The organism is Fictibacillus aquaticus, from assembly GCF_002245695.1.
In the GTDB taxonomy this organism is placed as follows: domain Bacteria; phylum Bacillota; class Bacilli; order Bacillales; family Fictibacillaceae; genus Fictibacillus; species Fictibacillus aquaticus.
Genome location: NZ_NOII01000011.1, coordinates 45,310 through 67,411, shown reverse-complemented (window position 1 = coordinate 67,411; position 22,102 = coordinate 45,310). Strand labels below are relative to the sequence as shown.

The following is a 22,102-nucleotide window of genomic DNA, read 5'->3' as shown; positions in this document are numbered from 1 at the left end:
CAAAAAAGAGCCGCACTCACATTTGAGTGCGGCTCTGCTTTTATTAGCGGTCCTTAAGTTTAGCCAGAAGGTTCAAGATTTCGAAGTACAGCCATACAAGTGTTACCATCAAGCCGAATGCTCCGTACCACTCCATATACTTAGGCACTCTCTGCTCTGCACCGTGTTCAATAAAATCAAAATCGAGAACAAGGTTCAGTGCTGCGATACCGACGATGAACAAGCTAATTCCGATACCAATAGGTCCAGAGTCATGAAGATAAGGAACGGATGCTCCGAAAAAGCTCATGATAAAGTTGACAAGGTATACAAGTAAAATACCCATTGTTGCCCCGAAAACCATCAGTCTGAAATTATGTGTGACGCGGATGATGCGGAATTTGTAAGCGATCAATAAAGCAAGCAATGTTCCAAACGTCAGCATTGCTGCTTGAAGAGTGATGCCGCTGTACTGTGATTCAAATTGAGCAGATATTCCGCCGACCGCTAAACCTTCAAGCGCAGCGTAAACTGGTGCCAGAACTGGTGCTGTTTTCGGGACGAAAATGACAATAAGTGCAGTGATTAAGCCGCCGATAAGCCCGATTATCAATAAGTGGGCAACAGGCTTCCCAGCAAAGTACTGACCCCATGTGTAAAAGGCTGTTCCTAGCAGGATCATAAGCATAATAAATGCTTTGTTTACCGTACCTGCCAGCGTCATTGCAGAATCGCCGCCAAGCCCCCTGTGCTTTGAAAATGTTGATGATTTTAAAGAAGGATTTGCACTTCTCATTGTTCTTCCATTCCTCCTGAGATAATAAAGTTATTATTTCGATAGTAATATATACGGCACATAAAGCAAATAGTTTCGTAAAATTAAAACGGCCGATCTTTGTTTTCTTTTTTAAAGGCTTTTCCTGTCAGGATGTTTTTGGCATACCATACTGGAGCCACAAGCAAATAGACTGGATTAGATAAGAAAGACGGCTTCTTCCCTTCAAACATGTGACCGATAAACTGCAAGATCCACCCCCCAATAAATAAAGCCAGCGCAATCTTCCAATTAAAGAAAAAAAGCGGAAGCGATACGATAATCATTGGGATGCCGACAGCATGGGTTGCTTTATTAATAGGATGCTGGTGGTCCTCTTTATATTTTTCAATAAAAGATTTTTGAGCGCTCATTAGTCAAATCCTCCTTTTTCCTCTTTCATTCGCCATAAGCAGTCCTATTCCTTTTGTTCAAACTAGGCCTCTTTGACTGTTTTTTACCTATACCGACAAAAATTTCATATTTTACCTGTATTATTATGTTTAGGAAATGGAAGGAGGTGAAATTATGCGATTTTCAAGTCTTGTATTTCAAGGCTTAATTGCAGGTGCCATCCTGTTCCTTCCTTCAGAAGTGTTTGCGGAAAAAGGCAAGACTATATCTTCACAGCATGCGAAGAATTTTTCTAAAGAAAAAAATGAAAACGCTGTTAATAAGGGAGCGGCTCACGCTCGCCCACAAGGGCAGCAGCCTCAGACCGTGCAAAAAGCATCTGTTAACAGAGGTCAGAGCCAGCTGAAAAATAGTCAGAAACAGCAAGTGAAAAAATCCTTGCCGCCAGCTTCAAACGCTCATGGAAAGGTTCAACAGGTTCCTGTTCAAAAAAGAGCTGCAATTCAAAAGAATTCAGTGATAAAACCAGTAACGGCTATAAAAGCTGCAAAGCCTAAAAGTCCGGCTAAACCGGTAATGTTACCAGAAAAACAGACTGCGCCGCATCTGCCTTTAAAAGTGCAGACTGCATCAAAAGCCAAGGTGAAAAATCTCCATAAACGGCAGGATTTATTTAAGCCAGAGCAGCAAAAACAGAGGCCTCTTCCAGCGGATGATCCATATATCCCTCAAGAGGAAGGTGTTTTACTGCAAGCTGTACAAAGTCTTAAGTCTGCTTCCAAGGAAAAAGAAGGCGGAGGGAAATCTTCCAATTTTTCAAAAGGCTTAATTTACTGCGGATCTGCAGCAGAAGAAAAAGCTGTGCAGCCGTGCTTTTTTACAAGGCTGGATTTGCTCAGGAACCAATGGGTGAATGCCCCGCCGTCTGAGCCGCCAAAAAACGCCCTTGATTTTTCAATTTGAACGTCAAAAAAAATGAAAAATTAAGGAGCGAAATAAATTATGAAAAAGAATAACCGTGTTTTTGTCAGAACTCTTGTTTTTGCAGGTGCATTAACTCTTGCTGCTATGGCTGGAGCTGGAACTGCCGATGCTTCCGGACACAAAGCGGAAGGAAAAGGAAAGCCTAACACAGCTGTAGAAAGAGGGCATAAAGCTCATAAGCCTGCTGCAAAACCTCATGGCAAGCAGGAAAAAGCGAACAAAGCTGCAACCGCACATAAAGCTGACAAACAGACGAAGGTGAAGGATAAATCGCATTCACAGGCTGCAGAGCATGCCAGTGAAAATGCTAAAAAACATGCCGCGCCTAACTCAGCTGTTCATGCACCGGTAGCTGTACCTGTGCCAGCTGAGCCTGTGGAAGATGTGAAAGAAGAAACTCCAGAAGTGGTAGTTGAGATCCCGGTTGAAGTTCCAACTGAAGAACCAGCTCCTGCCCCTGAAGAGGATGAAGTTGTAACTGTTCCTGCACCAGAACAAACTCCTGCTCCTGAAGAAGACGAAGAAAAGGAAGAGTCTGATGACCAGGAAAAAGACAAGCCTGAGGCTGTCTTAAAGGAAAAGAAAGATAAGAAAAAGAAAAAAGCTAAAAAAGAAAAGAAAAAGCGTGACAAAGAAATCGTAAAAGAAGTTTCTGATGATGATGCTGTGAAGGAAGATGATAATTCTACTTCAGATGATGAACAGACTGAAGAGGAATCTGAAAAAGTTAATCCATCTTTACAAAACAAAATTAATTCTCAGGCAGCTGAGCATGCAAGCGAAAACGCAAAGCTTCATGCATCTCCAAATTCAGCTGTGCTTGCAGGAGAAGACAACACAGAAGAGCAAACACCTGCTGAAGAAGTTCCTGCAACAGAGGAAGCACCTGAAGCAGAACTTCCAGAAGTTCCTGAGACAGAAGTAACTCCTGAAGCAGAACTTCCAGAAGTTCCTGAGACAGAAGAAGCACCTGAAGCAGAACTTCCAGAAGCTCCTGAGACAGAAGAAACTCCTGAAACTGAAGCACCTGAACAAGCTGATACGGAAACAACTGTTTCTGAGATTAACAAGGCTAAAGCATCTGCTTCAGTAAAAGCTAGCGAGACAGCGAAAAAGCGCGCTGCTGCAAACTCTGCAGTACATGCTGTGCCTGTACAAGAACCAGCTCAAGATGAGGCGTCTGAGCCTGCAGAAGACAGTGTTGAAATTATCACTGAAGAGCCTGTAACAGAACCGATTACAACAATTGAAGAAACAGTAATCGTTCAATAATTACTCAAAAAAGCCAGAGACCACTGCGTCTCTGGTTTTTTTCTGAGGTCAGGGGGTACGTTACCATCATTTGTACAGTACCCCTCTCTTTTTAAATGTGCTTTATCTTCAAGTTTCGCTGTTTGCATTTGAAAAATGAGGGAACTATAAACAGGATAATAAAAGGAGGTGGGATGATGCTGAAAGCTGGAGATCAGGCACCTGAATTCAGTCTGCCATCTACAAGTGGCAAAGACATTTCGCTATCGGATTTTAAAGGAGAAAAGAACGTTCTTGTTGCTTTTTATCCTCTTAATTTTACCCCTGGCTGAATTAAGGAAATCACCTCTTGGAAAGAGGATTATAAAAGGTTTGAAGAAGCCGAAACAGAAGTGCTCGCAATAAGCGTCGATCACATATACTCTCATAATGTTTTTGCAGCAGCGCTCGGCACACTTCCGTACCCTTTACTTGCAGACTGGCACAAAAAGACGGTTAAAGCATTCGGTGTCCTTAATGAGAAAGACGGGACAGCTATTCGTTCTTGTTTTGTGGTGGATAAGGAAGGCATACTGCGCTATTGCAACACGAATTTCGATGCAAACAAGCAGGATATGTACGAAGAAGTATTTTCAGCATGTGAAGAATGCAAAGGAGACACTCAATCATGAACCGAGAAGAAGAGAAGCAAAATGAGACAGCTAGGGCTGAAGAAAAGATAAATGACTTTTTTTATGGCATCGGGCAGGAAGAAGACCAGCCACACACAACAGACTACATGAACAACGAAACAGCAGCCATCAACATTGCCAAGCCTGAAAGAGAAAGAGAAGAATAATTGGGGGTACGGTACCCCGAATGGACACCACTCGTGAAGGCCGCCCTGGGAAAGGGCGGCCTTTTATCATACCTTAATTTAGTTCTTTTACTATGGTACTATAAAGGTAAGATAACCAGGAAGGAAAATCAGAATATGAATATCTTTTTAACTGGGGCGACCGGTTTTTTAGGCGGAAAGCTAATTAAAGGTCTTGCCGAGCAAGGGCACACCCTCTATATTTTGGCAAGGAGCTTGAGCAAAGCAGCTGCTATTTTAGATGGAATTAATCATAAGAATTCTAACATTCATATAATCAGTGGAGATATTACTCATCCTAATCTCGGTTTGTCACATGATCAGTTAGAGGAACTTAGCGGTGAGGTCGATGTCTTTTACCATATGGCAGCACTCGTGAAATTTGATCTGCATTTAAAAGAAGAACTTCATGATATAAATTACACAGGAACGCTGCACGCACTTGAGGCAGCAAAAGCTATGAAGGCAAAACGCTTTTTTTACGTATCCACTGCCTACACACTCGGAACAAGAGAGTACGGGGAGGAACGGCTGTATTCGGAAACGGGGCCGTTCAACAATCCTTATGAAGAAAGCAAATGCAAGGCTGAACATCTTGTGTTTGATTATCAGCAACATTTCGGCGTCATAATTCTTCGTCCGGCGATTATAGTTGGAGATTCGATAACAGGGGAAGCGGACTCGAAATTTACGATGTACGGTTTAATGAGGAGCTTAGAGGTGTTCAAGAAACGGATGGAACGCCAAAATAAAGGGAGCAAAACGTACCGTCTGCTGTGTGAACCCGATAGCACACAAAACCTTGTTCCAGTGGATTATGTAGCAGATGTTCTGCAAGAAGCCATTCACTTTGGAGAAGACGGTAGCATTTATAATATTACGAACAGCGATCCGCCAAACAGTATAGATGCATTGAACATCATCTGCGAGAACCTGGAAATTGAGAACATTGATACAGTGCCGTTTGAATCAGAAGCTGACCTTTCGCCTGAAGAGCGCAGCTTGAATGATATGATTGCTGTTTACAGGGACTATTTGACCCGGAACATTCAATTTGACGCAAAAAACACACGTACTCTAATGACCAAAGCAGGCAAAAAGGCACTGCAGATGGATACAGTGATGCTGAGAAGAATCATTTTTGGGTATGAAAAGTCTATAAAATAACGAAGTAAGCCACTGTTGAAAAATCAGCAGTGGTTTTTATTTTTTATAAATGATTCTAAAGTCCTATTAATCTAACTTACATATAGTTCCATATACCCGTTCTAAAATACTTGGAATATGTTACCTTCATATAGTAAGAAATTACAGAATATTTAATATGTTCTAACTATGGAGGGATGAGGTTGGATAATTGGGGGAAGAAGTTAGGGACGTCACTATTGGTGACAAGCTTGGCCCTTGGGGTTATGGCTCCAGCTGCCTTTACGAAGGAAGCGAAGGAAGAGGCTAAACCGGCAGCAGCAAATGTATTGGCATCAGCACCGGTTGACCTCAACATTATTGATCATGACCGTTTAGCAAAATCTTTACAGAAACGCGGGCTTATTTCATCAAAAGCTTCAAAAGCACAGGTTGAAAAAGCAGTTTCGAACTATATTAACAAAAAGGGCATGAAGACTGGCGGATCTGTTTCAAAAACGGACAAGCATTCAGAGCATGCTCACGAAATGGATGTAAAAACAAAAGATTTCTTGGCTAAGCAAAAGGAAAGTCTTTCTAACAAGCTTAACAAAAGCCACAGTCTTAATAAGAGCACAACTTCTTCAAGCGGATTGGTAAAAGTTAATCCGGCTAAGCCTGCTACATACAAGGGTGATGTGAGAGAAGATAAGGTTCTTGTTCTATTAACAGAGTTTGAAGACTTCAAACACAACAATGTTATCCAAGAAGATGGCTACATGTATTCTGACGACTTTAACAAAGAACATTATGAAAAATTGATGTTCGGCGATAACGAATTCACCCTCTTTAACGGTGAAAAGGTTCAAACGTTCAAGCAATATTATGAAGAGCAGTCTGGCGGAAGCTACACTGTAGACGGTACGGTTTCTGAGTGGCTGACTGTTCCAGGTAAAGCAGCAGATTATGGAGATGATAATCCTGCTGGCGGCCATGATAACTTGGCGCCTCTAGGGCCTCGTGATCTTGTAAAAGAAGCTCTTAAAGCGGCAGTAGCTAAGGGCATGGACCTTTCTGAATACGATGAGTTTGATCTTTACGATCTTGACGGTGACGGCGAACAGAACGAGCCGGACGGTCTTGTTGACCACTTGATGATCATCCATGCTGGAACTGGTCAGGAAGCTGGCGGCGGCAAGCTTGGCGACAATGCAATCTGGTCTCACCGCTGGGTACTGAACGGAGTATTCCCTGTTCCGAATACAACTGCAAAAGTTGGATACTGGGGCGGGAAAATGGCTGCTTACGACTACACAATCCAGCCTGAAGACGGTGCTGTAGGTGTATTCGCACACGAATACGGCCATGACCTTGGTCTTCCAGATGAGTATGACACTCAGTACTCTGGTGATGGAGAGCCAGTAGCATCTTGGTCTATCATGTCTGGAGGAAGCTGGAACGGTAACATCGCTGGTACAGCACCGACTAGCTTCTCGCCTCAAAATAAGGAATTCTTCCAAGATACGATGGGCGGAAACTGGGCTAACATTAAGGAAGTTAACTATGCAGACCTGCAGAAAAAGGGTGTAGCAACTGTTATCGATCAGTCTGTTACAAAATCCAATAACCCAGGTATCGTAAAAGTTAACCTTCCTAAGAAGGATGTTAAAGGAATTCAGCCGAAGTTTGGCCAGAAATATTACTACAGCACAAAAGGCGACGATCTTCATACAGCGATGACAACGCCTGAGATTGATTTGACAGGAAAAACAACTGCAAGTGTCGATTTTAAAGCTTACTATGATGTTGAATTCGATTATGACTATCTGTATGTAAATGTAATTGCAGATGGCGTTTCAAAGACGATTGATACTTATGGAGATAATGACACGGATGGAGATGCTCGTGCAGAATCTACTAAAGGTCTATGGGTCGACAAGCATTATGATCTTTCTGAGTATGCAGGCAAGAAAGTTAAAATCCAGTTTGAGTACGTAACGGATGGCGGCCTTGCACTTGAAGGCTTTGCTATGGATAACCTTGTTGTTACAGCTGACGGCGCAGTTGTTTTCTCTGATGATGCAGAAGGAACGCCTAAGCTTACTTTAGACGGAGCTGTTGTTTCAAACGGATTTGATAAGAAAGACCACTACTACTACATCGAGTGGAGAAACTACGCTGGCGCGGATAAGGCTCTTGCTTTCTCTCGCGGCGTGAAGTACAACACGGGTATGCTAGTATGGTATGCAGATGAAAGCTTCACAGATAACTGGGTAGGACAACATGCTGGCCAAGGGTTCCTTGGAGTAGTAGATGCACATCCTAAAGCGATCGTTGGTAAGCTTAACGGCCTTCCAACAGTAGCGCAGTCTACACGCTACCAGGTTGCTGATGCTGCATTCTCATTTGATAAGTCACCTAAATGGTACATCGATTCTCCATCACGTGGAATCTTTGATTACAAAGGTCTTACTGGTGTAACTGGATTTGATGATTCCAAAGCTTATATCGATTACAAAGACTACAATGGCAAACTTGCAGGCGGAGTAATTGACGATGCTGGACGTCTTGTTCCTAAGTTCGGTCTTAAGTTCCAGGTTCTTGGAGAAGCAAAAGACAACTCTGCAGGAGCTGTCTGGATCTACAAGAAGTAATAATGAAAAAACTGGCGGATTTCGCGCCAGTTTTTTTATTTTTTACACTTTAAGAGAGCATAACTTTTTTACAAAGCAGAGATTCGACGTAGTCAAAAAGTTAAGGTATAAAGTATAAGCGCAACTAAGGCTGACTTAAAGGCATAGCGTCAGCCAAGTTTTCTTTAGAATAACGCTTTACAAAAATTCACATACTATATTATACTTAAGGCATTAATTACCAAGTTCGCCAAAGGAGGAATGCATTATGGTATCGATTGTGAATACATTCATTGTTAATTGCATAGTGCAGCCTTTGGAAACGATCGAACGGGTATAGTTTAAAACTTTCCTTTTCATGAGTTTGTTATTTTGCCATGGGCTGCGTGTCGGTTCATGGTTTTTATATGCGCATTTTTGCCTCTAGGCAGAAGTGTGCATCACGAGAACCGTGCAATGCGGTTCTTTTTTTATTATCAAAAAAACAAACAACTCATTGGAGGAAACAAACTTGAAATTACAAAAATTAGGATTTAATGATAGTCTGCAGGAAGCATTTCAAATCTATAAAGAGCAGGGCCTCGTCCCTGGCAGAATCAGCCTTGAGCATAAAAGGATTTATCGTGTACTAACGGAACACGGAGAGCTTTTGGGTGAAGTAACCGGAAAGATGCGTCATGAAGCAGAGGGCCGCGGCGACTTTCCGGCTGTTGGTGACTGGGTCGCAGTGCAGGCTCGGCCTGAAGAGCAAAAAGCGACGATTCATGCCATACTTCCGCGCTTCAGCAAGTTTTCGCGTAAAGCAGCAGGGCTTATAACAGAAGAACAGATCGTCGCGACTAACGTAAACACCGTCTTTTTGGTGAACGCACTGAACCATGATTTTAATATTAGAAGGTTAGAGCGATACTTGCTGATGGCTTATGAGAGCGGCGCGAATCCTGTCGTGATTTTGAGCAAAGCTGATTTATGCAATGATGTCGATGAGAAAATCCGCCTGACTGAATCTGTTGCTTTTGGAGTGCCGATTCATGCCGTGAGCGTTGAAACAGGAGCGGGATTGGATGAACTCCAGCCTTACCTTGGCGAAGGTCAAACGGTCGCATTACTTGGTTCTTCGGGCGTAGGGAAATCTACACTCGCCAACTATTTATATGGCAGCGAAGTGCTGAAAACGAACGCGGTCAGAGAAGAAGACAGCCGCGGGCGCCATACAACGACACACCGTGAACTGCTTGTGATGGAGAGCGGAGGCGTTCTGATCGATACGCCGGGAATGCGCGAGCTTCAGCTATGGGAAGCAGACGAAGGCGTCGGCCAAAGTTTTCAAGATATTGAGTCGATAGCTGAGCAATGCCGATTCAATGATTGCACGCATAATAACGAACCTGGATGTGCAGTAAAAGAGGGACTTGAAGACGGCACACTTGATGCTTCCAGGTATCAAAGCTATGTAAAGCTGCAGCGCGAACTGGCCTTCCTTGCAAGAAAGGAAGATCAGCGTTTGGCGAATGCAGAGCGTGCCAAGTGGAAAAAAATCGCCGGTGACCGCACGAGAGTTCACCGCAAATAAAACACAAGAATCCCCTGAGGACATGTTGTCCTACAGGGGATTTCATATTTAAAGCCCTTTTTCTTCAATTTCCTGCAGCACGCCGTCCCAAAGCTTAATGCGGTATTCAAGCGCTTCTTTTGCGGTCCGTTCTGCTTCCTGCAGCTTTACAGCATCTCCGCCGCACAGCGACAGCAGCAGCCGTTCAGCTAACGGTCCGTGCTCGTCGCCGTCAAGCTCGATGTGGCGGTGCAGATAATATTTCAGCCAGTGCGCGTCAACACCGTTTGCTTCGACTTCATCGACAAGTGTCTGGAACATATCTGGAATAAGATCCTCGCGGCCATAGAAGAATGCAGCCGCTACTTCATGCGGTTTTCCATTCATAGCCAGACTGAGGCTGTGCTTCACAAAATCACCAGCCGTACCGGGAATAGAGCTTTGACCTAACGCTTCAATTGGATCAGCTCCAGATTTTAGTGAGTTCAAATATTCCTCCATAGCGGAATAGTCTGCTCCGACTTCTTCCATTGCTCGGTAATACAGCTCAAAGTGGCTGATATAGCCGCCCTCACCGTCTTCGTCTGTTTCTTCGCCAAGAACGATTTCATTAATAAACCGGGCATATTCAGGGTGCGGCTGAGGCATCCATGGAACGGATACGCTAGTCAGCTCCTGCTGCAATTTTTTCAATAAACTCATAAAATCCCAAACAGCAAATACGTGATGTTTCATTAATACTTTAATGCGCTCAGCGTTCGTCATCTGTTTATATAGAGGATGGCCAAGCAGACGGTCGCGTACTTCTTCTAACTCTTTTACATAAGATTGGCTCATTTTGTTCATCCTTTCACAATGTATTCTCGACATTATTTTACCGTGTAAAAAAGGCTTTTTACGCTTGAAACTGTGAAAATTGTATGAAGGATAACTGGCGAAAAAGGGAATAGCTGTAGTGAACATGAAAGGAGGCGGGATGATTGGCACAAAAATTTACGATTCAAACTCACGAAAGAGATGAGTTTTACGAAATCACCTCGACATTGCAGGCGTATGTAGAAGAGGAAGGTATACAGGATGGCGTGCTATACGTGTACTGTCCGCATACAACTGCAGGGATTACAATCAATGAAAATGCCGACCCCGATGTGAAGCGGGACATGATTATGAGGCTGGATGAGGTATACCCTTGGGAACATCCGAAATACCGGCATGCAGAGGGAAATACCGCATCACACCTGAAAGCAAGCACGATGGGAGCATCACAAATGGTTTTGATCTCAGAAGGGGAATTAATTCTCGGCACCTGGCAGGGAATATACTTCTGTGAGTTTGACGGCCCTAGAAGGCGAAACTACTTCGCGGAAATCTTAAAAAAATAATAGTAGACGGCAGAATATAATTTTCTGCCGTCTTTTTTTCGGCTCTTTTCTAAAGATTGTTGCTTTTGAACAGATTGGTTTGTAGAGAACTTTCAGCGGTTTTGCCTGTGAAGAAGTTAAGCTTCAACGCCTAACCAAAAGAAATGTTTCTATTTTCCCTTCAAATGCTTCGGCTGATTCTTTCATCAAAATGGCTTGAACATCTTGATCCCATCATTGATAAAGTTGATTGGAGTGGAATGTGCCGACTCCACCGCTCACCCCGCGGAAAGCGTGCGCCTGAAACGGAGATCAACCTCTTCTCTGAATTCAATAAAAGCAACATAGTTTACGAATACAGCCTTTTTTAGGTGTCACCCTCCTTGTTATCTTGTCGAATGAACAGGAAAACATTTAAATTAAATCAATTTTTTATTAAAAGTGTAAAAAACTAGTTGTTTGGGACGAGTTTATACTGTACTATTTTTTTAAATAGTATTAATAATCTAAAAATTCAAACAACAACAAAGGGGGATTTTGGGTGGTGCTTAAGAAAAGCTTGGCGGTAGTGATGGCATCCGCACTTTCATTAGGACTTTTGGCAGGCTGCGGCGGGGAATCCGGCGGGTCATCAGGAGGAAAAGTCATTAAAATTGCAACACAGACACCTCTATCTGGAGGAAGTGCAACACTAGGGGAATCCATTAAGCTTGGTGCCCAGCTTGCTCTTGAGGAAAACAAAAAGAAATTTGAAAAGATGGGCTTCAAGCTCCAGCTCGTTCCATATGATGATCAGGCTGACCCGAAAAAAGGGGTATCCAACGCTAACCAGCTTGGTGCGGATACGGCAGTAATGGCGGTCGTGGGACACTTGAATTCTGGAGTATCTATCCCGTCTTCTGAAGTATATGAAAAGTATAATGTGCCGATGGTGTCACCAGCCAACACGGCGACAGATGTTACAGACCGCGGTTTAAAAACGGTCAACCGCATCGTTGCACGTGATGACTTCCAAGGACCTGCAGGGGCGGACTTTGCTATTAAAACAATCGGTGCGAAGAAAATCTTCCTCGTACAAGATAAAACTGCATATGGACAAGGCTTAGCTGACGCGTTCAAAAAAGCTGCGGAAGAAGGCGGAGCTGAGATTCTTGGATACGAAGGGATCACGGTCGGAGAAACTGACTTCAATGGTGTTCTGAACCAGGTTGTTGCAAAGAAACCTGATCTTGTATTCTTCGGCGGACTTTACACTGAAGGAGCTCTTTTAATCAAGCAGGCTCGCGAGAAGGGTATCGACGTGCCATTCATGGGCGGAGATGGTCTTGATTCCTCCACTCTTGTTGAAATAGCTGGCGACGCTGTAAAGAATGTTTACTACACTTCAGTAGCAGCTGATGCGAACAAGACGCCAGAAGGGCAAAAGTTTGCTTCAAAATACAAAGATAAGTTCAACAAAACGATCGAGTCTTATTCGGCTTACGGCTATGACTCTATGAGCGTTGTGCTTCAAGGTCTTGAGGCAGCTATCAAGGCGAACGATGATAAGCTTCCTGAGCGCAAGGTTGTTGCAGAGCACATCCGCAAAATTCAGGATTTCCAAGGTGTTGTAACAAAGGTTGGCTTTGACGACAAGGGCGACAACAAGTTTGCGAAGGTTTACATTTACAAGTTTGAAGAAGCTAAATACCCAGGCAAGCAAGAAGGAGAAATCAGCAAATAAAATGAAGTGCCAGCAAAAAGAGGGAGTGACCCCAAAGGCCAACTCCCTCTTGTTTTTTTAAAGGAAGTTTCAGAGGGAAATTTAAGCATCCATTGAAAGGTAGGAAGTGACATGATTAGTGAGATTTTGCAAACACTGCCCCAGGTGCTTGTCGATGGCCTGACGCTCGGTGCCATCTATGCGGTCATCGCGCTCGGCTACACGATGGTCTACGGAATTTTGGAACTGATAAACTTTGCTCACGGCGAAATTTTCATGACAGGAGCTTTCGTTGGAGTCGCCGTCTTGTTCTTTATGTCAGGAGCGGGCTGGCTTGCGGTCATGCCTGCGATACTTGCTTTGCTTATCGTGCTTGTTGTGACATCACTTGTTACAGGTGTCCTCGGGATGGGCATAGAGAGGGTGGCATACCGGCCATTAAGAAAAGCGCCAAAACTTATCACGCTGATTTCAGCAATCGGTGTTTCGTTCCTGCTTCAGGATATTGTCCGCTTCATCACAGAATGGAAGAGGGGCAATTATATCGTTACAGGACCTCAATTGTTCGACTCGAAGATCGGACTTGATTTTTCATCGATCTGGAGCCATTTTAACGATGCGATTTTAAAAACGTCATCTGTCATCCTGCTCGTTTCAGCGATATTGATGATGATCGGTCTGGACTTCTTCGTTAACAAGTCTAAGTGGGGTATGGCGATGCGTTCTGTTGCGCAGGACAGAGATACAGCTGCACTTATGGGCATTAACGTCAATAAAGTTATTTCACTGACGTTCTTTATCGGTTCAGCACTTGGAGGAGCCACTGGGGTTTTGTTTGCGATGCAGTATGGAACGATCAATCCATACATAGGATTTATTCTTGGTTTAAAAGCATTTACCGCTGCGGTGCTTGGCGGGATCGGCAACATCCGGGGAGCTATGTTCGGCGGATTGCTGCTGGGTGTTCTAGAAATGTTCGCCTCAGCCAATTTACAAAAGCTCACAGGCGGTGTCTTCACTGCTGAATACAAAGATGTATTTGCTTTCGGAATACTGATCATCGTTTTGATTTTCAAGCCAGAAGGACTGTTTGGAAAAGCAGTTACCGAGAAAGTGTAGGTGAACGTCATGGAAAAGCTAAAATCATTCTTATCTGGCAATAAAATCGCTCAAGGTGTGCTGATCGGAGTGTATGTGCTGATCACCTCGCTGGCATTGTACCTGTCACAGAAATCGGTTGTTGCGTTCTTGCTGCTCTTATTTTCTTTATTGCTTCTTTATTACACACAGCTTTCGAATCGGCTCAAATGGCTGCTGGCAGGAGTTGTGCTGGTCGGCGTGCTGCCATGGGCGGCAAGCAGCGGACCGTCCTATCAGTCTTATATGGAAGTTGCCACTCTCGTCGGAATTTATGTGGCCATGGCGCTCGGACTGAACATTGTAGTCGGGCTAGCCGGTCTTCTTGATCTTGGATTTGTTGCCTTCTTCGCGATAGGAGCTTATACGTACGGCATATTTGCTACAGGACAGGCATCAAACTTTATGCCTTTCGGGGAATACCCGCTATCCGGCGAAAGCTTTTGGCTCTTTATCCTAGTCGGATGCTTTGCTGCAGCACTTTGCGGAGTTTTGCTCGGTATACCGGTTCTTCGGGTAAAAGGCGACTATCTCGCAATAGTTACGCTCGGATTTGGAGAAATCATCCGTATCGTTTACAACAACCTGGATAAGCCGATCAATTTTACGAACGGCGCGATGGGCATTTCATCTGTTACACCGCCTGAGCTTTTCGGCATGCAGTTTACGTATCCAAGCCAGTTTTACTATATCGTTCTTGGGATACTTGTAGTTGTAATGTTCGCGGTAAGAAACTTTGAGTATTCAAGAATTGGCCGGTCGTGGAAAGCGGTGCGTGAAAACGAAATTGCAGCACAGTCGATGGGCATTCACCTTGTAAAAACAAAGCTGCTGGCATTTGCTATCGGTGCATCGTTCTCTGGAATGATGGGAGTTGTGTTCGCTGCCAAGCAGGCATTTGTTGATCCTACAAGCTTTACTTTGCTAGAGTCGATCACAATTCTAGTTATGGTTATCCTTGGCGGGATGGGCAGTGTGCCTGGAGTTATCCTTGGTGCGGCGGTCGTCACGATCCTTAACCTGCAGGTGCTGACGGAAGTGACGAACTGGCTGAACCAGATGAGTATGGAAGGGGCCATTAGCTTTCCCGAAGCGTTGTCACCATCTAAAATGCAGCGATTTATTTTCGGTGCGATTCTCATACTGTTTGCCATTTATCGTCCGCAGGGACTAATTCCTGCAAAAAACCCAGTATTTAATGAAGAAGAGTTAAAAGCGCATGCGGCAAAGCAGACGGGAAAAAAGTCTTCCGTCCCGGAAGACCGAGCTATGCAGGCTTAAGAGGAGGGCATTCGGATGTCTATATTAGCAGTCAGCAATTTAACAAAAAAATTCGGCGGCCTCACAGCGGTTAACGGTGTTGACATCACCGTCCAAAAAGAGTCCATCACTGCGGTTATCGGGCCGAACGGTGCAGGGAAGACTACTTTTTTTAACCTCGTGACAGGAGTTTATCAGCCTGATAACGGAAACGTTCAGCTTGGTTCTACCTCGCTAGTCGGGTTAAAGCCTCATGAAATTTCAAGGCATGGCATCGCTCGAACATTTCAGAACATCCGTCTTTTTTCTAATATTACTGTTCTTGAAAATGTGATGGTCGGTCTTCACAATCATTTAAAGGGCGGAATATTCGGTACTTTGTTGCAGACGCCGTCTGTCCGGCGCGAAGAAAAGAGAGCAAAGGAAGAGGCTTATGAGTGGCTGGAATATGTTGGCCTCGGCAGCCTTTTGAATGAAGAAGCGAAGAATCTTCCTTATGGTGCACAGCGCAGATTGGAGATCGCCAGAGCGCTTGCGACGAAACCGAAACTGCTGCTGCTGGACGAGCCTGCAGCCGGAATGAACCCGCGTGAAACGAGAGAACTGACGGAATTTATTCATCGGATGCGAGAAGAGCTGAACTTGACGATCGTCCTGATTGAGCATGATATGAAGCTCGTTATGGAGATCTCGGAACAGATTTTCGTTCTGGATCACGGTGTCAAGATTGCGGAAGGGAAGCCTGAAGAAATCCGCAATAATGTAAATGTTATTGAGGCTTACTTGGGTAAGAGCGCGGTAACAGGGGCATAAAAGGAGGAGAGTCGCATGAGCATTCTTGAATTGAAGGACATACAAACATATTATGGCGGCATTCATGCCTTAAAGGGCATCTCTCTTAAAGTCGAAAAAGGGGAGATTGTTACTTTAATAGGCTCGAATGGAGCAGGAAAATCAACTGCGCTGAAAACAATCTGCGGACAGGTGCAGCCCAAGTCTGGCAGCGTTCTGTTTAACGGCAAAAACATTTCCAGCCAGCCAGCGCACGTTACGGCAAAGACAGGCATCGCTCATGTTCCAGAAGGGCGTAGGATTTTTCCGAGACTGACGGTAAAAGAAAACCTGGAGATGGGTGCTTTCGCGGTCAAAGACAAAAAAGCTATTCAAGATCGTATGGAAAAAGTGTTTCACTATTTTCCTAGAGTAAAGGAACGCTTATCACAAAAAGGAGGAACGATGAGCGGCGGCGAACAGCAGATGCTCGCAATCGGGCGAGCACTCATGAGCAAGCCAGATCTGCTCCTGCTTGATGAACCTTCCATGGGCCTTGCGCCGGTTATCGTGGAACAAATTTTCGACATCATAACAGAACTCAACAAGGAAGGGATGACTATTCTTTTAGTAGAACAGAATGCGTTTCAGGCCCTTCAGGTGGCACACCGGGGTTACGTGATACAGACTGGCGAGATCGTCATGAGCGGACAAGGATCGGACCTAATCACGAACGAGCAAGTGAGGGAAGCGTATTTGGCATAATTCAATCCATGAAAAAAGACCATATCCGGTCTTTTTTTCTTTCTAAAAGACTGTTGCCTTTGACCAGTTTGATTTCTAAAAAAATTCTGCGGAGTTACCACTGAAGTATTAATTAAGCTACAACGCTAAATTGTGAGGAATGTTTCGTTTAGGTTCAATTGCTGTGACTGACATATCCATCACATTCGCTTAATCATCGTGAATCCTTCATTGATAAAGTTGATCGGAGTGTAAGGCGCCGACTCCAGCGGGACAAGCGGTCAGGTGAGACACTCAATGGCGCGTAGCGGCAAGTGGCTCACCTGTCCAGCAGAAAACGGCTAGCCACTCGAGGTCAAAAGGGCAAGTGTCCAATAAGTCAAAGAGCGACTTACCGGCCCCTTTCCCTTTTGCTTGTCGTGGCTGAACGAGCCGTTTCTGCTTTTCGCCACGCCCCGCGGAAAGCGTGTGCCTGAAACGGAGATCAACTGCTTCCTTGTGTTCTAATTATGCCTTGCTTTCTTCAAAAAGCACACTTGAAAGCTTCAACAGAACTTCTCTTGCGCTGCCATGTATAGTAAGGTCAAATAAATGTGTATGATTGGCATCTTCCCTGTTAATGAGAACAGTTTTTCCTCTTGTTAATGAGGGAAGCTGGTTAACGGGATAGACCTGCAGACTTGTTCCGATCACAATCACTAAGTCTGATTTCTCAATGTGGCTCATTGCTTTCTGCCATACATCCTGAGGCAGCATCTCCCCGAACAGCACGATATCTGGACGCAGTTTGCCGCTGCAATGCTGGCAAGTTTTTTTATCGGTAAAATCCTGATGAGTAGCATTATTTCCACAATCATGACAAGAAACAGTCCGAAGCGAGCCATGCAGCTCTAATACATCCTGTGAACCTGATAAAGCGTGAAATCCGTCCACATTTTGTGTGGCAATGGAGGTTATCATTCCGGCAGATTGCATTTTCGTCAGAATATGATATCCTTCATGCGGGATAAAGTTCGTCACATCGTCTATGCGCAGCGTGTAAAAGTCACGGAATAAATCATAATGATCGCGAAGAGCATCAGTGGATGAAACGTACGCTGGGTCGTACTTAGCCCAAAGACCTGTCTGAGACCTGAAATCAGGAATGCCGCTCTCGGTTGACATGCCAGCTCCTGTAAGCAGTACAGTTCGCTTGGAATTGCGGATCCAGCTTGCAAGCTCAAGGATTTTTTCTTCCATTTCCCACACTCCCTGTTCTTTTTTTTTCATCATAACATAGTCTCTTAAAAGATAAGCTCTCTTAATTTTTCTTCTTATAAGAGGTATACTTTTAGTAACCGTATTAAGGAGGATTTGTTTTTATGATAAAAGTCCTTTTCGTTTGTTTAGGGAATATATGCCGTTCACCGATGGCTGAAGCGGTGTTCCGCAAGCTTGTGGAGGACCGCGGGCTGTCACATAAAATTAGAGTTGATTCTGCTGGAACAGGTAACTGGCATGTAGGAGAGCCTCCGCATGAAGGAACGCGGGGAATCTTAAGCGAGAGAAATATTTCGTATTCTGGCCAGAAAGCAAGACAGCTAAAGCAGACTGATTTAACAGATTTTGATTATTTAATCGGTATGGATGCAGAAAATATCGGAAACATGCACCGCATGGCCAGCCAAAGAAAGACGGGACATATTGCACGATTGCTCGATTTTGTGCCAAGAAGTGAATATGAAGATGTACCGGACCCCTACTTTACTGGAAACTTTAATGAGGTATATGATCTTGTGACTGAAGGATGCGAGAATCTGCTGAATGAAATAGTACGCCGCGAGTCGCTTTAGGAGGCTATGATGGGAGAAATAAGGCAGCTTAATGAGGAACACGAGTTTCGTGAAGCTTTTCCAGTCGTGAATCAGCTTAGAACGCATCTGACCGAAGATTTGTTTGTGGAGCTTGTATCGCAAATGAGGGAAGAAGGATACACACTGTTCGTTTGTCTGGATGGTGAAGAAATAAAGGCAGCAGCAGGAATAGCCGTACTGACAAACTTATATTACGGAAAGCACGTATGGGTTTACGATTTCGTAACGGACACCGAAGCCCGGTCGAAAGGATACGGGTATGAACTGCTTTCCTTTATCGAATCGTTTGCAGTTCAGAACGGGTGCAGCTGTGTGGCTTTAAGTTCTAATTTCGAAAGATCAGATGCACATCGCTTTTATGAAGAAAAAGCGGGATATGAAAGAGTTTCTTACGTATTCAAGAAAAATTTATAACAAAAAAAGGAGCCCTCATCGGGGCTCCTTTTATGCTAATTTATGCTCGTTTTCTCATACCACGCATGATCGCGCTCACGATAAGCACTACGACGATTGCTCCAATGATAGCTGGAATGATAGCAAATCCTGCTACATCTGGACCAAAGTCACCAAGGATTAATCCTCCAAGCCAAGCACCAACGAAACCTGCAATAATGTTGCCAATGATTCCGCCCGGTACGTCACGACCTGTAAGTAACCCTGCTAACCAACCAATAATACCTCCGATAATAAGTGCCCATAGAAAACCCATTTTGGATTCCTCCTTTTTTGATTTTAAATTTTTTTTGTGTGTTATTCGGCTGTACTCATAAGTTACCCAATGATATTTATTTATAAACAACCTTTACAAAATGTTTGTTACATAAGCCTTGCGGGGAAGATTAAATAGAAATAAATAAGAAAAGGAGCGATTTTATTATGCAGCCAAATTATGTTAATTATCAGCAGGATCAATCTCTTCTATGGAAAGGTATTATGGCAGGTGCACTTGCGGGAGCAGCACTCGCTATGCTGGACCGCGAAACAAGAAACACGGTAATGCATCAATTCAGACAAATGGGAAGAAGATCTGCCGTTATTGTTAATGAAGTAAGATCAAATCCGAAAGAAACAACATTAATGCTGAAAGAGCGAATCCAGATCGCAGCCGCTTCAGGCAAGGAGCTGATGGAAGATCTAAAATCAGCATCGGCGCATATTGAAAAAATCAAACAGTCAGGAATGGAAGCTGTGCAAAATCTAAAGGATACAGGAATGGAGATTAAAGAAGCAGGCATGGAACTAAAAGAAATTGGGCATAAAGCAGGAGAAGCAGGTCATCAGATTGCATCAGGAACAACAACAACGTCCGCAATGCCACCAGCGGAACGCAAAGAAACACTTCCCGGCCATTCTCAGGGGATTTAGCCATTGAAATTGTTTCGAATTTTAGGTTCACTTTCCCCTAAAGCGTTCGCGATAGAATTTTTTCACGGCTTTAAAAAAGGGGAAGTTACCGACCTTGCTGCCCAGCTTGCTTACTACTTTTTGCTTTCGCTGTTTCCATTTCTAATATTTATGATCACACTGGGCGGCTTTTTCATTACTCCCGCCGAGGCATTGGACTTGCTTGAACATTATGTTCCTCGAGACTCATTGGATATTATTGAGGAAAATCTTATCGCAGTTGTTGAAGGCGGTAAAGGTGGTCTCCTCTCATTTGGTATTATTGCTACACTTTGGTCAGCTTCTAACGGAATAAATGCGGTTATTCACGCTCTTAACGAAGCTTACGGTGTAGAGGAATGCCGCAAATTTTGGATCACAAGACTCCTTTCCGTATTTTTAACGTTTGGATTGATTTTTGCTATAGCTGTGGCCCTGATTCTTCCTGTCTTCGGAAAAGCGATAGGAAATGTGGCTTTCTCATATCTAGGGCTGGATGCGGCTTTTCTTCAGATTTGGGGCTTAGTCAGATGGCTGATCAGTTTCTTCGTAATTGCAGGTGTTTTTTCTGTATTGTATTATATGGGCCCTTGTAAAAAGCTTAAATTTACTGAAGTGTGGTACGGGGCAATAGTCGCCACGATGTTATGGCAGCTTGTTTCGCTCGGCTTCGCTTTTTATGTTGACCATTTTGGCAACTACTCGGCAACATATGGCAGCCTTGGTGCAATTATTATTCTGATGCTCTGGTTTTACCTAACAGGAATTGTCATTTTGAGCGGTGGGGTCTTAAATGCCACTCTTCATAAATATAAAGTCAGCTATGCCAAGAAAAGGGGCTTATTATCTGAGCGGTTCAGGGAATCTTAATAACATCCTTTACTAAAGGAGGATGAACAAGCCATGACAAAGAAACAAACGCACAACAATAAAAATAACAAAAATGACAGCCAGCATAAAACGAGCGGCAGTCAGAACAAAAAGAATAATTTCCACTAAAAATCAAACCCGCTCATGGCGGGTTTTTTTAATTATGTACAATTAATGCTGCGAAAAAACGTACAGCTTAATTTGTCCCTGATTTTAATTCCTGCTATAATGATTGCGGTCATGGAGAAACCCGCCAGCTACCTAGGCAATAATACGAAGGAGGGGAAGTCCATGGAATCGTTGATATTATCGTTCGTTGAATACTTGAAGCAGTTTGGCTATATAGGTATCGTATTGGCATTGACCTTTGAATTTGTACCTGCAGAGCTTGTACTGCCGCTTGCAGGTTACTGGGTGTATGAAGGAGACTTAAACTTTTGGGGAACTGTGTTTGCCGGAACGCTTGGGGGCACTTTTGGACCGCTTACTCTTTATGCATTAGGAAGGTTTGGCGGCAGACCGTTTCTTGAAAAGTATGGAAAATACGTATTTATTCGTGAAAAAGAAATTAATGCAGCAGATGATTTTTTTCATAAATATGGAGCGGGGGTTGCCTTCTTCGGGCGATTCCTGCCTGGAGTCAGGACAACCATCAGTGTGCCATGCGGAATGGCAAAAATGAATGTATGGATTTTTTCTGTTTATACATTTTTAGCGATGTTTCCGATTACAGCTTTTTATGTATATCTAGGAGAGAAATTCGGTCCAAAATGGAAAGAAGCTGGACCAATGGTGAAGGAGTATATGCTCCCTGTGGCGGCTGTCATCATCGTTGTGCTGGCACTGTTCTTTTTGTTTAAATATCAAAAGAGCCGAAAATTAAGAAATGGCTGAAAAGACTGGCCAAATTATTCATACACTCTCCTGCACTGCATGGTACACTTTAAGAACAAGAGCATAAAAGGGGAATGAAAGATGAGCAGCAAAACAGTAAAACAGAAAAAAGCAGTGAGGATTTTTTGGAGATGGATAGGGCTCCTGCTGTTCCTTTGTTATCTTTCTGGACTCATTTATGCGACGTTATTCACTTATAATCATTATGCTTATGGGAAATCGTTGAATCTTGTATTGTTCGACAGTATCAGATTGATGTGGGATAGCAGAGATTATATGCTTATATTTAAAAATATAATCGGAAATGTGATGCTTTTCTTTCCATTAGGATTTTTGCTCCCTCTTATCAGCCGCAAGCTTTCATCTTGGAGAGCGATGTTTTTAATCGGCTTTGGGACGAGCGGGATTATTGAAGTGCTTCAATATCAATATGCACAGCGTATATTTGATATTGATGATATCCTTCTTAACGGAATCGGTACAATGATCGGACTTTTGATCTTTAAAATATGCGCACTTTTTTTCCGGATTATTGAGCGCAATTTTTCACGCAAGAAATAAAAAAACCTGAACAGATTT

At 43.7% G+C, this 22,102-nt stretch carries 24 protein-coding genes; 19 read left to right on the top strand and 5 right to left on the bottom strand.

Translation table 11 applies throughout. From position 1 onward, the window contains the following. Window positions 1–43 precede the first annotated feature (43 nt). Together CGZ90_RS15895 and CGZ90_RS15890 are read right to left on the bottom strand one after the other, a co-directional pair. Window positions 44–775, bottom strand: a complete 732-nt coding sequence (locus CGZ90_RS15895) for a Bax inhibitor-1/YccA family protein (protein ID WP_094253506.1) — start codon at window positions 773–775, stop codon at window positions 44–46. Window positions 776–858: 83 nt separating this feature from the next. Then, window positions 859–1,167 carry an Mpo1-like protein gene (locus CGZ90_RS15890; RefSeq protein ID WP_094253505.1) on the bottom strand — a complete coding sequence of 103 codons (309 nt, stop codon included), beginning with the start codon at window positions 1,165–1,167 and terminating at the stop codon, window positions 859–861. A gap of 154 nt (window positions 1,168–1,321) precedes the next feature. On the opposite strand from CGZ90_RS15890, the gene CGZ90_RS15885 reads away from it, so the two are divergent. The 7 genes from CGZ90_RS15885 to rsgA all read left to right on the top strand — a co-directional run bounded on the left by CGZ90_RS15885 (window position 1,322) and on the right by rsgA (window position 9,569). After that, complete coding sequence (locus CGZ90_RS15885; protein WP_094253504.1) at window positions 1,322–2,110, top strand: hypothetical protein; 789 nt, start codon at window positions 1,322–1,324, stop codon at window positions 2,108–2,110. 39 nt (window positions 2,111–2,149) lie between these two features. Next, the gene (locus tag CGZ90_RS15880; RefSeq protein WP_094253503.1) at window positions 2,150–3,403 is read left to right on the top strand and encodes a prolipoprotein diacylglyceryl transferase; all 1,254 of its coding nucleotides are present in this window, start codon (window positions 2,150–2,152) and stop codon (window positions 3,401–3,403) included. Between the two features lie 95 nt (window positions 3,404–3,498). Beyond that, the gene (locus CGZ90_RS15870; RefSeq protein WP_338032253.1) at window positions 3,499–4,053 is read left to right on the top strand and encodes a redoxin domain-containing protein; all 555 of its coding nucleotides are present in this window, start codon (window positions 3,499–3,501) and stop codon (window positions 4,051–4,053) included. Further along, window positions 4,050–4,220 (top strand): hypothetical protein, encoded by a 171-nt coding sequence (locus CGZ90_RS20810; protein WP_165766882.1) that lies wholly within the window; start codon window positions 4,050–4,052, stop codon window positions 4,218–4,220. Before CGZ90_RS15870 ends, CGZ90_RS20810 begins: the two co-directional genes overlap by 4 nt. A gap of 135 nt (window positions 4,221–4,355) precedes the next feature. After that, a complete protein-coding gene (locus CGZ90_RS15865; protein WP_094253500.1) occupies window positions 4,356–5,405 on the top strand; it encodes an SDR family oxidoreductase in 1,050 nt (349 codons plus the stop codon). A 245-nt stretch (window positions 5,406–5,650) separates the two neighbouring features. Then, on the top strand, window positions 5,651–8,017 hold the full coding sequence (locus CGZ90_RS15860) for an immune inhibitor A domain-containing protein (RefSeq protein ID WP_094253821.1): 2,367 nt from the start codon (window positions 5,651–5,653) through the stop codon (window positions 8,015–8,017). Window positions 8,018–8,507: 490 nt separating this feature from the next. Further along, window positions 8,508–9,569, top strand: coding sequence for a ribosome small subunit-dependent GTPase A (gene rsgA / locus CGZ90_RS15855; protein ID WP_094253499.1), 1,062 nt, complete (start codon window positions 8,508–8,510; stop codon window positions 9,567–9,569). Window positions 9,570–9,617: 48 nt separating this feature from the next. Here the strand turns inward: rsgA and CGZ90_RS15850 are convergent, their stop codons facing one another. Then, window positions 9,618–10,385, bottom strand: a complete 768-nt coding sequence (locus CGZ90_RS15850; RefSeq protein ID WP_094253498.1) for a DUF3050 domain-containing protein — start codon at window positions 10,383–10,385, stop codon at window positions 9,618–9,620. Window positions 10,386–10,528: 143 nt separating this feature from the next. On the opposite strand from CGZ90_RS15850, the gene CGZ90_RS15845 reads away from it, so the two are divergent. The 6 genes from CGZ90_RS15845 (at window position 10,529) to CGZ90_RS15820 (ending at window position 16,544) form a co-directional block, all read left to right on the top strand. Beyond that, window positions 10,529–10,930, top strand: a complete 402-nt coding sequence (locus CGZ90_RS15845) for a secondary thiamine-phosphate synthase enzyme YjbQ (RefSeq protein ID WP_094253497.1) — start codon at window positions 10,529–10,531, stop codon at window positions 10,928–10,930. Between the two features lie 520 nt (window positions 10,931–11,450). Next, entirely contained in the window at window positions 11,451–12,632 is a 1,182-nt protein-coding gene (locus CGZ90_RS15840; RefSeq protein ID WP_094253496.1) for a branched-chain amino acid ABC transporter substrate-binding protein, read from the top strand. Between the two features lie 111 nt (window positions 12,633–12,743). Beyond that, the gene (locus tag CGZ90_RS15835) at window positions 12,744–13,730 is read left to right on the top strand and encodes a branched-chain amino acid ABC transporter permease (RefSeq protein ID WP_094253495.1); all 987 of its coding nucleotides are present in this window, start codon (window positions 12,744–12,746) and stop codon (window positions 13,728–13,730) included. A 9-nt stretch (window positions 13,731–13,739) separates the two neighbouring features. Beyond that, window positions 13,740–15,029: a branched-chain amino acid ABC transporter permease gene (locus CGZ90_RS15830; protein WP_094253494.1), complete on the top strand. Its 1,290-nt coding sequence runs from the start codon at window positions 13,740–13,742 to the stop codon at window positions 15,027–15,029. Between the two features lie 15 nt (window positions 15,030–15,044). After that, the gene (locus CGZ90_RS15825) at window positions 15,045–15,821 is read left to right on the top strand and encodes an ABC transporter ATP-binding protein (protein ID WP_094253493.1); all 777 of its coding nucleotides are present in this window, start codon (window positions 15,045–15,047) and stop codon (window positions 15,819–15,821) included. Between the two features lie 15 nt (window positions 15,822–15,836). Next, a complete protein-coding gene (locus CGZ90_RS15820) occupies window positions 15,837–16,544 on the top strand; it encodes an ABC transporter ATP-binding protein (protein ID WP_094253492.1) in 708 nt (235 codons plus the stop codon). A gap of 486 nt (window positions 16,545–17,030) precedes the next feature. Here CGZ90_RS15820 and CGZ90_RS15815 read toward each other — a convergent pair whose 3' ends face one another. After that, the gene (locus CGZ90_RS15815) at window positions 17,031–17,795 is read right to left on the bottom strand and encodes an SIR2 family NAD-dependent protein deacylase (protein ID WP_338032252.1); all 765 of its coding nucleotides are present in this window, start codon (window positions 17,793–17,795) and stop codon (window positions 17,031–17,033) included. Between the two features lie 89 nt (window positions 17,796–17,884). Between CGZ90_RS15815 and CGZ90_RS15810 the strand changes: the two genes are divergently transcribed. Together CGZ90_RS15810 and CGZ90_RS15805 are read left to right on the top strand one after the other, a co-directional pair. Beyond that, window positions 17,885–18,355: a low molecular weight protein-tyrosine-phosphatase gene (locus tag CGZ90_RS15810; RefSeq protein ID WP_094253491.1), complete on the top strand. Its 471-nt coding sequence runs from the start codon at window positions 17,885–17,887 to the stop codon at window positions 18,353–18,355. Window positions 18,356–18,361: 6 nt separating this feature from the next. Next, window positions 18,362–18,790 carry a GNAT family N-acetyltransferase gene (locus CGZ90_RS15805; protein WP_338032251.1) on the top strand — a complete coding sequence of 143 codons (429 nt, stop codon included), beginning with the start codon at window positions 18,362–18,364 and terminating at the stop codon, window positions 18,788–18,790. Between the two features lie 40 nt (window positions 18,791–18,830). Here the strand turns inward: CGZ90_RS15805 and CGZ90_RS15800 are convergent, their stop codons facing one another. After that, window positions 18,831–19,085, bottom strand: coding sequence for a GlsB/YeaQ/YmgE family stress response membrane protein (locus CGZ90_RS15800; RefSeq protein ID WP_094253489.1), 255 nt, complete (start codon window positions 19,083–19,085; stop codon window positions 18,831–18,833). 167 nt (window positions 19,086–19,252) lie between these two features. Between CGZ90_RS15800 and CGZ90_RS15795 the strand changes: the two genes are divergently transcribed. From CGZ90_RS15795 to CGZ90_RS15780, 4 genes are all read left to right on the top strand, one after another. Next, complete coding sequence (locus CGZ90_RS15795) at window positions 19,253–19,741, top strand: hypothetical protein (protein ID WP_094253488.1); 489 nt, start codon at window positions 19,253–19,255, stop codon at window positions 19,739–19,741. A gap of 3 nt (window positions 19,742–19,744) precedes the next feature. After that, complete coding sequence (locus CGZ90_RS15790) at window positions 19,745–20,629, top strand: YihY/virulence factor BrkB family protein (protein WP_094253487.1); 885 nt, start codon at window positions 19,745–19,747, stop codon at window positions 20,627–20,629. A gap of 291 nt (window positions 20,630–20,920) precedes the next feature. Next, entirely contained in the window at window positions 20,921–21,523 is a 603-nt protein-coding gene (locus CGZ90_RS15785) for a DedA family protein (protein WP_094253486.1), read from the top strand. Between the two features lie 81 nt (window positions 21,524–21,604). Next, the gene (locus CGZ90_RS15780; protein ID WP_094253485.1) at window positions 21,605–22,084 is read left to right on the top strand and encodes a VanZ family protein; all 480 of its coding nucleotides are present in this window, start codon (window positions 21,605–21,607) and stop codon (window positions 22,082–22,084) included. Window positions 22,085–22,102: the final 18 nt, after the last annotated feature.